The 11118-nt window shown below is 73.7% G+C and carries 8 protein-coding genes; 2 read left to right on the forward strand and 6 right to left on the reverse strand.

Translation table 11 applies throughout. The features are described from left to right. The 6 genes from CRM73_RS15910 to CRM73_RS15935 all read right to left on the reverse strand — a co-directional run. The coding region (locus CRM73_RS15910; RefSeq protein ID WP_229588437.1) for a rhodanese-related sulfurtransferase at positions 1–904 on the reverse strand (904 nt) is incomplete at its 3' end. Between the two features lie 56 nt (positions 905–960). Next, complete coding sequence (locus CRM73_RS15915; protein ID WP_229588439.1) at positions 961–1413, reverse strand: pyridoxamine 5'-phosphate oxidase family protein; 453 nt, start codon at positions 1411–1413, stop codon at positions 961–963. 136 nt (positions 1414–1549) lie between these two features. Next, positions 1550–2947 carry an MFS transporter gene (locus CRM73_RS15920; protein ID WP_095651143.1) on the reverse strand — a complete coding sequence of 466 codons (1398 nt, stop codon included), beginning with the start codon at positions 2945–2947 and terminating at the stop codon, positions 1550–1552. Positions 2948–3230: 283 nt separating this feature from the next. Further along, on the reverse strand, positions 3231–4490 hold the full coding sequence (galK, locus tag CRM73_RS15925) for a galactokinase (protein ID WP_229588441.1): 1260 nt from the start codon (positions 4488–4490) through the stop codon (positions 3231–3233). Continuing rightward, entirely contained in the window at positions 4487–5629 is a 1143-nt protein-coding gene (gene galT, locus CRM73_RS15930; protein WP_126350317.1) for a galactose-1-phosphate uridylyltransferase, read from the reverse strand. The genes galK and galT overlap by 4 nt, the downstream gene beginning before the upstream one ends. Continuing rightward, positions 5626–6411 carry a DeoR/GlpR family DNA-binding transcription regulator gene (locus CRM73_RS15935; protein ID WP_017832502.1) on the reverse strand — a complete coding sequence of 262 codons (786 nt, stop codon included), beginning with the start codon at positions 6409–6411 and terminating at the stop codon, positions 5626–5628. The genes galT and CRM73_RS15935 overlap by 4 nt, the downstream gene beginning before the upstream one ends. A 266-nt stretch (positions 6412–6677) precedes the next feature. Here CRM73_RS15935 and CRM73_RS15940 point away from each other — a divergent pair, with 266 nt between their 5' ends. Beyond that, positions 6678–8477, forward strand: a complete 1800-nt coding sequence (locus CRM73_RS15940; RefSeq protein ID WP_017832503.1) for an alpha-glucosidase — start codon at positions 6678–6680, stop codon at positions 8475–8477. A 141-nt stretch (positions 8478–8618) separates the two neighbouring features. Then, positions 8619–10961 (forward strand): DEAD/DEAH box helicase, encoded by a 2343-nt coding sequence (locus tag CRM73_RS15945; RefSeq protein ID WP_017832504.1) that lies wholly within the window; start codon positions 8619–8621, stop codon positions 10959–10961. Positions 10962–11118: the final 157 nt, after the last annotated feature.

The raw sequence follows: 11118 nt of genomic DNA on the forward strand, positions 1-11118 counted from the left end.
CGCCGGCCCCCGGTGCCGTGGCGGTGCCGCACCCGGCCGGGCAGGTGAGCCGCGGCCGCTCCTCGAGGCAGGCCGGGCACGCGAGCACGAGGGCGCGGCAGGTGCCGTCCGCGCAGTTGACGAAGCGGTTCGCGGGGCCGGCGCACCGGTCGCAGCGCCCGATCGTGACCGCGGCCGGGGTGAACCGCACGTGCATGCGCCGGTCGAAGACGTACAGGGACCCCTCCCACAGCCCACGGTCCCCGCGCTCGCGGCCGTACTCGGCGATGCCGCCGTCGAGCTGGTAGACCTCCTGGAAGCCGCGGTTGCGCATCAGTGCGGAGAGCACCTCGCAGCGGATCCCGCCGGTGCAGTAGGTGACCACGGGCCGGGTCTTGAGGTGGTCGTACTTCCCGGAGTCCAGCTCGGCCACGAAGTCGCGGGTGTGCGCCACGTCCGGGACCACGGCCCCGCGGAAGCGCCCGATCCGGGCCTCGTGGGCGTTGCGCCCGTCGAAGAACACGACGTCCTCGCCGCGGCGGGCCACGAGCTCGTCCACGGCGTCGGGCGCCAGGCGGGTGCCGCCGCCGACCACGCCGTGCTCGTCGACCTCGAGCTCGCCGGGCGCGCCGAAGGACACGAGCTCGTCCCGGACCTTGACCGACAGCCGCGGGAAGTCCTCGGCCGAGCCGTCCGACCACTTGAACACCGTGTCCCGGAGACCGGGGTGGGAGCGGGTGGTGCGGGCGTACTGCTTGAGCGCCCCGACCTCACCGCCCACGGTGGCGTTGAGCCCGTGCGGGGAGACGATGATCCGCCCGCGCAGGCCCAGCCCCTCGCACAGGGCGCGCTGCCAGAGCATCATGGCCGTGGGGTCGGGGAGCGGGGTGAAGACGTAGTGCAGGACGATCCGGTGCTGTGCCACGGGTCCAGGCTACAAGCGCGGCGGGGCGTCCGGCGCCGAGCGGTCCGGGCGCCGGGTCAGTGGCCCAGGTGGAACACGCGGCCGGTGACCTTCGTGGGGGCCACCTCCACGTACTCGAGCTTGGTGGTCCCGACCCACGGCCGCAGCGGCAGCTCGTCCACCCGGTCGGTCTCCTCCGGGTCGGTCAGCTGGCGGGCCGTGCCGCGCACGATCACGGACCAGGCCTCCCCGCCCTGTGCCTGGTCGACCTGCACGGCGACGTGCTCGTTGAGCACCAGGTGCAGCAGCTTGGTGCCCTTGGCGGTGCGGAAGTAGATCTTCCCGTCGTCGGCCAGGAGGTTGATGGGGGTGATCTCGATCTCGTCGCCGTCCATGGTGGCGATCCGGCCGAAGCGTGCGCTGTAGAGGTGCTCCCAGCACTGCTCCGGGGTCAGCTCCGTGACCGGCGGCCGGTGCGCCCGGGCCTCCTTGTCGGGATTGTGCCCGGAGATGTTCATGGGGTTGCTCATGCGGTCATTCTGGCACGGGGCCTCCGCGGGCGTGACCCGTGTCATGTTCGTGACCAGGGTCCGGCCCGGGACGGGCGGACGCCCCGGCCGGGGTGACCGGCCGGGGCGTCCGCCCTCGTCAGCGCTTCCGGAGCGTTCAGCGGCCGGAGGCGGTGCCCGCCCCCTGCAGCCGCTCCAGCTCGGCCGCCTCGGTGCGGGTGGTGTGCAGGTCGTCGATCTGGCCCAGGGTCCTGTCCTTGGTCTCCTTGGCCGTCAGGGCGGCGGCCACGGCGACCAGGCAGGCGCCGGTGACGAACCCCGCCACGCCCAGCCAGTTGTCCCCCTCGGCCCCGGCCAGGGAGCTGGCCAGGACGGGGGCGAAGCCGCCGGAGATCGCGAAGCCGATCTGGGTGCCCAGGGCCAGCCCCGTCACGCGCACCCGGGTGGGGAACATCTCCGCGTAGAAGGAGGGCCAGATGCCGTTGGACATGGAGTAGAAGAAGCCGGACATGACGGCGCCGAGGAGGAAGATCAGCGTCCAGTTCCCGGCGTGGACGGCGGCCAGGTAGGGATACATCATCGCGGCCGCGCCGGCCGCCCCGGTGATGAACACCGGCTTGCGCCCGACCCGGTCGGCGACCGTGGCCGCCACGGGGATCACGAGCAGGGCCACGGCGTTGGCGATGACGGAGACCCAGAGCATGGTCGAGCGGTCCAGGCCCACCACGGAGGTGGCGAAGGACAGCGACCACACCAGGAAGACCACGTTGACGGTGTTGATCATCGCGGCCGCGGCCACGCGCAGCACCGCGGTCTTGTGGTGCTTGAACATCAGGGCCAGAGGGGTGGCCGGCTTCTCGCCGGGCAGCACGGCCCGGGCCTGCTCGAAGGCGGGCGGCTCCTCCAGGTGGCGGCGGATCAGATAGGCCACGACCACCACGACGGCGGAGAGCCAGAACGGGACCCGCCAGCCCCAGCTGAACAGCTGCTCCTCGGTGAGCACGAGCGTGAAGGGGATGAAGACGGCGGTGGCGAGGAGGGTGCCGAACTGGGTGCCCTGCAGCGTCCAGCTCGTGGTGAAGGCCCGCCGGTGCTCCTCGGAGTGCTCCAGCGAGACCGAGATCGCGCTGGCCTGCTCGCCGGAGGCCGACAGCCCCTGGATGACACGGCAGGTCACGAGCAGGGCCGGGGCCAGCAGCCCGGCCTGGTCGTAGGTCGGCAGGCAGCCGACGGCGAAGGTGCCGGCGCCCATCATGAACAGGGTCAGCATCAGCACGAACTTGCGCCCGAACCGGTCGCCGAGGGGGCCCATGATGAGGGCCCCCAGGGGTCGGACGACATAGGCGACGCCCACGGTGCCCATCGACAGCAGGATCGCCACCCCGGGGGACGTGTCGGCCGGGAAGAACAGGTGGTTGAGCACCAGGGCGGCGGCCGTCCCGTAGACGGCGAAGTCGTAGTACTCCAGGGCGGAGCCGATCCAGCTGGCCAGGGCCGCCTTCTTCGGGGTCTTGCCGTGGGTCGCGGCCGCGGCCGGTGGAGGAGCGTTGTGCATGGGAGGTCCTTCGCTGAGGGCACCCCGGACGGCGGGGGCACGGGACGTGAGCGGAGCTGGAGAGAGGTGCACCGGCGGGTGGACGGGTTCGCGAGGAGCCCGGCCGGCCGGTCCGTTGCCACATGCTGGCAACTGTGTTTATATCTTGAACACAAGGATGATCCAGATCACACTGCACGTCAAGAGTGCGCCCTGCGATGACGCCGGCCCCGGGCCCAGTGGGCCCGGGGCCGAGGAGCAGTGGCGCGGTGCCACCGACGTCGTCCTGCGGAGGATCCGCGCCTCACCGCACCCGGCCGGCACCCTCCCCCGGCACGACGACGAAGACGTCCGGCGCCCGGTGACCCCGGTCCGCGAAGGCCTCGGCGACCGCGTTCCCGACCTGCTCCGCCCGCGCCGCGGGCACGAGGGCGATCGCGGAGCCGCCGAAGCCCCCGCCGGTCATCCGTGCGCCGGCGGCCCCGGCGGCCAGGGCCGCGTCGACGGCGAGGTCGAGCTCGGGGCAGGAGATCTCGTAGTCGTCCCGCATCGAGGCGTGGGAGGCGACCAGCAGCTCCCCGATGCCCCGGACGTCCCCGGCCCGCAGCCGCCGGACCGTCTCCAGGACCCGGCGGTTCTCGCTGAGCACGTGCCGGACCCGGCGGGCGGTCTCCTCGTCCAGTCCGCTCAGGTCGGTCCCGTCCGGGACGTCGCGCAGGGAGGCCGCTCCGAGGGCGGCGGCCCCGCGCTCGCAGGAGGCGCGCCGGGCGGCGTAGCCGCCGTCGGCGTGGGAGTGGGCGACCTTCGTGTCGACCACCAGGACGGCGAGCCCGTGCCGGGCCACCAACAGCGGCACGAGCTCGGCCTCCTGGGTGCGGCAGTCCAGGAACAGCGCCGCGCCGGCCCGGCCGCGCAGGGAGGCCGACTGGTCCATGATCCCGGTCGGGGCGCCGACGAACTCGTTCTCCGCCCGCTGCGTCAGCCGCGCCATCGCCGGCCGGTCCAGATCCAGTCCGAGCAGGTCGTTCAGGGCCACGATCGTGGCGACCTCCACGGCGTGCGAGGAGGACAGGCCCGCACCCACGGGGACGGTCGAGTCCAGCAGCAGCTCGAACCCGGGCACCTCCACCCCGTCGAGGCCGGCGAGCACGTGCACCACGCCGGCCGGGTACGCCCCCCAGCCGCCGACCGCCCCGGGGGCGAGCCCGGGGATCCGGAACCGGGCCCGGGACAGCCCCCCGCCGTCGGGGGCGTACGTGGAGGCCAGGTCGACGACGTCGTGCCGGGTCGCGTCCTCGCCCTGCCCGGTCCGCCGCCCCTGCTCCGCGTCCCGGCGCAGCCGGACGGCGACCATCGCCGAGCGGTCGATGGCGAAGGGCAGCACGAAGCCGTCGTTGTAGTCGGTGTGCTCCCCGATGAGGTTCACCCGTCCCGGGGCACGCCACACCCCGTCCGGAGCGTGGCCGTACACCTCGGTGAAGCGGCGGGAGAGCTCCTCCGCCCGGGCGGCGTCGTCCTGGCCTGCCTGCCGAGCGGCCGGCTGGGGGGTGTGCTGTCCGGTCATCGTGCGGCCTCCCTCAGGCGTGCGGCGGTCTGCTCGGCGGTGACGTCGTTGATGAACGCCCCCATGGCGGCCTCGGAGCCGGCCAGGAACTTCAGCTTGTCCTCGGCCCGGCGCGGGCTGGTGAGCTGCAGGTGCAGCCGGCCGGCCTCCCGGTCCGCCGCGTCCACGGGGGTCTGGTGCCAGGCGGCGATGTAGGGGGTCGGCGTGTCGTAGAGCCGGTCCACGCGCTGGACCAGGTCCTGGTACACCACCGCCAGCTCGTCCCGCTCGGCCCCGGTCAGCGCGGCCAGGTCGGGGACGCGGCGGTGCGGGACGAGGTGGACCTCCAGCGGCCACCGCGCGGCGTAGGGCACATAGGCCGAGAAGTGCTCGCCCGCCAGCACCATCCGGTCCCCGGCGGCGGTCTCGTCGGCCAGGACCTCGCCCATCAGGGTCCGCCCCGTGGCCTCGAGGTGCGCCCGGGAGCGGGCCGCGAGCCGGGCCGCGTGCGGGGCCGGATAGGGGTAGGCGTAGATCTGCCCGTGCGGGTGGTGCAGGGTCACCCCGATCTGCTCGCCCCGGTTCTCGAACGGGAACACGTGCCGGACCCCGGCCATGGCCGAGAGCTCCTCGGTGCGCTGGGCCCAGGCCTCCACCACGGTGCGCGCCCGCTCGGAGGACAGGGACGCGAAGGAGCCCTGGTGCTCCGGGGTGAACACCACCACCTCGCACCGCCCCACGGCCGGGGACGGGACTCCCCACAGGGACCGCTCCCCCACCTGTCGCGGGTCCGGCAGCTCGGCCAGCTCCGGGCCCAGCGAGGGGAAGCGGTTCTCGAAGACGACGACGTCGAAGTCCTCGACGGGGATCTCCGACTCGCGCCCACCCACGCTCGGGCACAGCGGGCACTGGTCGGCCGGGGGCAGGTAGGTGCGCGCCTGCCGGTGGGCGGCCACCGCCACCCACTCCCCCGTCAGCCGGTCGAAGCGCACCTCACCGCCGCCGGAGCGGGCGTCCAGGGGCCGGCGGTCCACCACGTGCTCCACGGGCGGGGTGCCGCGGTCGGAGAAGAACACGGCCTCCCGCCCGTCGGCGAGGTGGTGGGTCCAGTGCGCGAACAGCGGCGCGGCGGCGCGCTCGGCGGGGGCGGGAGAGGTCATCGGACGGGCTCCAGTCGCAGGTCGGGGACGTGCTGGCTCAGGGTCTCGCGGTCGGCGGCGCCCAGACCGTCGTCGGTCACGACGGTGTCGACCTCGTCGAGACCGGCGATGCGGTGGAGCCCGGACAGGCCCCACTTCGTGGAGTCGGCCAGCACCACGCTGCGGTCGCAGCGCTCCAGGAAGAGGCGGTTGATCTCGGCCTCCATCATGTTCGGAGTGGTCAGCCCGTCGCGCTCGGACAGCCCGTGCACGCCCAGGAAGGCCAGGTCCACGTGCAGGGTGCGCAGGGCCGCGGTGGCCAGCGGGCCCACCAGGGCGTCCGAGGGGGTACGCACCCCGCCCAACAGGACCACCGTCTGCCCCGTGGCGGGCGCGTCCTGGAGCACGTCCGCGATCCGCGGGGAGTTCGTCACCACCGTGATGTCGCTGACGCGGCGCAGGGCCCGGGCCAGCGCGAAGGTGGTGGTCCCGGAGTTCAGCGAGACGGACATGCCCGGTCGCACCATCGCCTCGGCGGCGGCGGCGATGGCCGCCTTCTCCGGCAGCTGCAGCTCGGACTTGTGCGTGAATCCGGGCTCGGCCGCGGAGGATCCCGCCGGCAGCTTCGCCCCGCCGTGGACCTTCTGCAGCTCCCCGTCCCGAGCCAGCCGGTCCAGGTCCCGGCGCACCGTCATGTCGGACACGCCCAGCTCGGCGACCAGGTCCGCGACCCGCACCGCACCGGAGGCGCGCACGCGGTCGAGGATCTCCCGCCGTCGGCGGTCGGGGAGCATCTCGGTCATCCGTTCTCCGGGTTCGTCGAGCCGTCCGTGCGGTGGAGTGCAGTGCGGCACGCGGACCGACGCCACCCTCGGGGTGTTGATTCGAACATATCACGCGTGTATTTATGTTGCTTCCGGTTCGGGCTCGGCGGTGTTGCCGGCGCACTCCGTTCGAGCAGACTGGTCGGGTATCGAGACCGCTCGCGGCTGCACGACGACGCCGCCACGCCGGGGGCCGTTGCCTGCCGACGGGCGGTCGTCAGCGGCGTCACCCGAGGAGCAGCCGAATGAGCACCCGCACCCAGCAGCAGGACATCACCGCGCAGCGGCCCGGCACCGGCAGCGGCGCCGGGGAGACCCCCGCGTGGTGGACCGACGCGGTCGTCTACCAGATCTACCCCCGCTCCTTCGCGGACTCCGACGGCGACGGGATCGGCGACCTCGGGGGCATCATCGCCCACCTCGACCACCTGCAGGACCTGGGCGTGGACGTCGTCTGGCTGTCCCCGATCTACTCCTCCCCGCAGGACGACAACGGCTACGACATCAGCGACTACCAGGACATCGACCCGGTCTTCGGCACCCTCGAGCAGTTCGACGAGCTGCTCGGGGCGGTGCACGCCCGCGGCATGAAACTGGTGATGGACCTCGTGGTCAACCACACCTCCGACGAGCACCCGTGGTTCGTCGAGTCCCGCTCCTCGCCGGACTCGCCGAAACGGGACTGGTACTGGTGGCGCGCTCCCCGCCGGGGGATGGAGGCCGGCGCGCCGGGCGCGGAGCCGACGAATTGGCAGAGCTTCTTCTCGGGTTCCACCTGGGAGCTGGACGAGGCCTCCGGGGAGTACTACCTGCACCTGTTCTCCCGCAAGCAGCCGGACCTGAACTGGGAGAACCCCGAGGTGCGGCAGGCCGTCCACGCCATGATGCGCTGGTGGCTGGACCGCGGCGTGGACGGCTTCCGCATGGACGTCATCAACATGATCAGCAAGGACGTCGCCGAGGACGGCCACCTGCACGACGGGCCCCCGGTGGACGGGACGCCCTGGGGCGACGGCTCCGCGTCCTACCTGTGCGGTCCCCGGATCCACGAGTTCCTCCAGGAGATGCACCGCGAGGTCTTCGCCGGCCGGGACGCCGAGCTCATCACGGTGGGCGAGATGCCCGGCGTCACCGTGGAGCAGGCCCAGCTCTTCACCGATCCGGCCCGCGCCGAGGTGGACATGGTCTTCCAGTTCGAGCACGTGGGCCTCGACCACGGGCCCGGCGGGAAGTTCGACCCCGAGCCGCTGCGCCTGACGGACCTGAAGGCCTCGCTGGGCCGCTGGCAGGAGGGCCTGGAGGAGGTCGGCTGGAACTCCCTGTACTGGAACAACCACGACCAGCCCCGCGCGGTCTCCCGCTTCGGCGACGACAGCCCCGAGCACCGGGTGGCCTCCGCGACCTGCCTGGCCACCCTGCTGCACCTGCACCGCGGCACGCCCTACGTGTACCAGGGCGAGGAGCTGGGCATGACCAACGCACCGTTCGAGACGATCGAGGACTTCCGCGACATCGAGTCGGTCAACCACTACCGCCACGCCGTGGCCGCCGGCGCGGACCCCGCCGGGGTGCTGCGCGGACTGCGCTGGTCGAGCCGGGACAACGCCCGCACCCCGGTCCAGTGGACCGCGGGCGCGAACGCCGGGTTCACCACCGGCACCCCGTGGATCGCGGTCAACCCGAACCACGACGAGGTCAACGCCGAGGCCGCCCGGGCCGAGCCGCACTCGGTGTTCCACCACTACCGGCGACTCATCGAGCTGCGGCACACCGAGCCCGTGGTCGCCCTGGGCGACTTCACCATGCTGGCCCCCCACCACGAGCAGCTCTACGCCTTCACCCGGCGGCTCGGGGACGTCGAGCTGCTGGTGCTCGCCAACGTCTCGGGCGAGGAGGTCCGCACCGAACTGCCCGAGGGCTGGGCCGGCGCCGAGCTGCTGATCGGCAACCGCCCCGACGGCGTGGTCCCCGGCGACGAGGGGCTGCTGCGGCCGTGGGAGGCCCGCGTGCACCGGCGGACCCGGGGCGCGGACACGCAGGGCTGAGACGCGCCGCAGCGGCAGGGCGCCACCGCGCCGCGGCGCCGCACGGAGCCGCCGGGACAGCACCGAGCGCCTTTGCCCTGGCGGCTCCCGGCGGCCGCCCCGCCGGTGGGGCCGCCGGGGCGGCGGTGGCACAATGAACCGGTGCCGTCTTCCGACCACGTCTCCCTGATCCCCCTGCTCGGCCGCGGCGACGCGCCGGAGCAGGTGCGGCACGTCCGGGAGATCCCCGACCGGGACGCCGTGACGGTCCCGTGGCCCGAGCACCTGCACCCGGACGTGGTCGCGGCCTGGGAACGGCTCGGCGTGCACGCGCCGTACCTGCACCAGGTCCAGGCGGTGCTGGCCCCCCGACACGTGGTGGTCGCCACGGGGACCGCGTCCGGGAAGTCCCTCGCCTACCAGGCGCCCGTGGCCGACGCCGTGCACCGCGGCCGGCTCGCGGCGCTGGCGAACCCGGGCATGATCCACCACCCGGACGAGGCCACGGCCCTCTACCTGTCCCCCACCAAGGCCCTGGCCGCCGACCAGCTCAAGGGCCTGGACGCCCTCGGCCTGCCGACCCTGCGCGCCGCGACCTACGACGGCGACACCGACCCAGCGGAGCGCCGGTGGGTCCGGGACCACGCCGACGTGGTGCTGTGCAACCCGGACATGCTGCACTACGGGGTGCTGCCCAACCACGCGCGCTGGTCCCGGTTCTTCCGCCGCCTGAAGTACGTCGTGGTGGACGAGGCCCACTCCTACCGGGGTGTCTTCGGCTCGCACGTGGCCAACCTCATGCGGCGGCTGCGCCGGATCTGCCGTCTCTACGGCGCGGACCCCGTCTTCATCGGGGCGTCCGCGACCTCCTTCGAGCCGCACGCCTCCTTCGCCCGCCTCGTCGGCGTCCCCGAGGCCGAGGTGACGCCGGTGACCACGGACTTCTCCCCGCACGGACCGGTCACCGTGGTGCTCTGGGAGCCGGAGCAGACCGACGGCGGCGGCGAGAACGACGCCCCGGTGCGCCGCACCGCCCTGGCCGAGACCGCCGACATGCTCACCGACCTGGTGCTCCGCCAGGTCCGCACCATCGCGTTCATCAAGTCCCGCCGCGGCGCGGAAACGATCGCCCAGATCGCCCACCGGCAGCTGGAGGAGGTCGACCCCTCGCTGGCCCACCGGGTGGCGGCCTACCGCTCCGGGTTCCTCCCCGAGGAGCGCCGGGAGCTCGAGGAGGCGCTGCGGGACGGGCGGCTGCTCGGGATCGCGAGCACGTCCGCGCTCGAGCTCGGCATCGACGTGGCCGGGCTGGACGCCGTGGTCGTGGCCGGATGGCCCGGCACCCGGGCGTCCTTCTTCCAGCAGATCGGCCGGGCGGGCCGGGCCGGCCAGGAGGCCCTGGCCGCCTTCGTGGCGGGCGACGACCCCCTCGACACGTACCTCGTGAACCATCCGGAGGCGATCTTCGACGTCGACATCGAGGCCACGGTGTTCGACCCCTCCAACCCCTACGTGCTGGCCCCGCACCTGTGCGCGGCCGCGGCCGAGCAGCCGCTGCGCGCGGAGGAGATCGACAGCTTCGGGCCCACCGCGCCGGAGGTGCTCGGCTCGCTCGTGGCCAGCGGGCACCTGCGCCGCCGGCCGAACGGCTGGTTCTGGACGCACCCCCAGTCCGCGGCCGGGATGGTGTCGCTGCGCTCGGACGGCGGCGGGCCGATCCGGATCATCGAGACGGACACCGGCGCGGTGCTCGGCACGATGGACTCCCCCCAGTCCCACTACCAGGCCCACCCGGGGGCCGTGTACGTGCACCAGGGCCGGACCTACATCGTGGACGAGCTCGACGAGGCGGGCTCGGTGGCCGCCGTGACGCGGGCGAACCCCGACTTCTACACCACCGCGCGGGACATCACGCAGGTGAGCGTGGTCGCCGAGGAGCGCTCGGAGCGCTGGGGGCCGGTGACCGTCCACTTCGGCCAGGTGCAGGTCACCACGAAGGTGGTCTCGTTCCAGCGCAAGGCCGTGATCTCCAACGAGGTGCTGGGCGAGGAGCCCCTGGACCTCGCGGCCCGCGACCTGTTCACGAAGTCCGTGTGGTTCACCGTGCCGGGCCCCGTGCTGACCGGCGCGGGGATCGAGGAACCCGACGTCCCCGGGGCGCTGCACGCGGCCGAGCACGCCGCGATCGGCCTGCTGCCGCTCGTGGCCTCGTGCGACCGCTGGGACGTGGGCGGGCTCTCGACCGCGCTGCACGCCGACACGGAGCTGCCCACGGTGTTCGTCTACGACGGCCACCCGGGCGGGGCGGGGTTCGCGGAGCGCGGCTACGCCACGGCCGTCGCGTGGCTGGGCGCCACCCGGGAGGCGATCTCCTCGTGCGAGTGCGAGCACGGGTGCCCGTCCTGCGTGCAGTCGCCGAAGTGCGGCAACCGCAACAACCCGCTGGACAAGGCCGGCGCCGTGCGGCTGATCGACGCGGTGCTGCACGACGCCCCCCGCGCCTGAGTCCTCACGGCGCACGGGCGGCCTCCGGGGGCCCGGCCCGGGACACGCCGCGGGCGGCCCCGAAGCGGGCGAGCGGCCCGTCCAGGGCCACGGCGGTGCGCACGTCCACGACGACCCGCTCCGGCTCCACGAGCGCGCACCGCTCGAGCCGTGCCCC

This window comes from Kocuria sp. CCUG 69068 (genome assembly GCF_020833785.1).
GTDB lineage: Bacteria > Actinomycetota > Actinomycetes > Actinomycetales > Micrococcaceae > Kocuria > Kocuria rosea.

Bases quoted from the DNA above. Each gene is read 5' to 3' on its own strand.
- galK (WP_229588441.1), bottom strand. From the start codon at position 4,490: ATGACCGGACAGCACACCCCCCAGCCGGCCGCTCGGCAGGCAGGCCAG.
- CRM73_RS15920 (WP_095651143.1), bottom strand. From the start codon at position 2,947: ATGCACAACGCTCCTCCACCGGCCGCGGCCGCGACCCACGGCAAGACC.
- galT (WP_126350317.1), bottom strand. From the start codon at position 5,629: ATGACCTCTCCCGCCCCCGCCGAGCGCGCCGCCGCGCCGCTGTTCGCG.
- CRM73_RS15940 (WP_017832503.1), top strand. From the start codon at position 6,678: ATGAGCACCCGCACCCAGCAGCAGGACATCACCGCGCAGCGGCCCGGC.
- CRM73_RS15935 (WP_017832502.1), bottom strand. From the start codon at position 6,411: ATGACCGAGATGCTCCCCGACCGCCGACGGCGGGAGATCCTCGACCGC.
- CRM73_RS15915 (WP_229588439.1), bottom strand. From the start codon at position 1,413: ATGAGCAACCCCATGAACATCTCCGGGCACAATCCCGACAAGGAGGCC.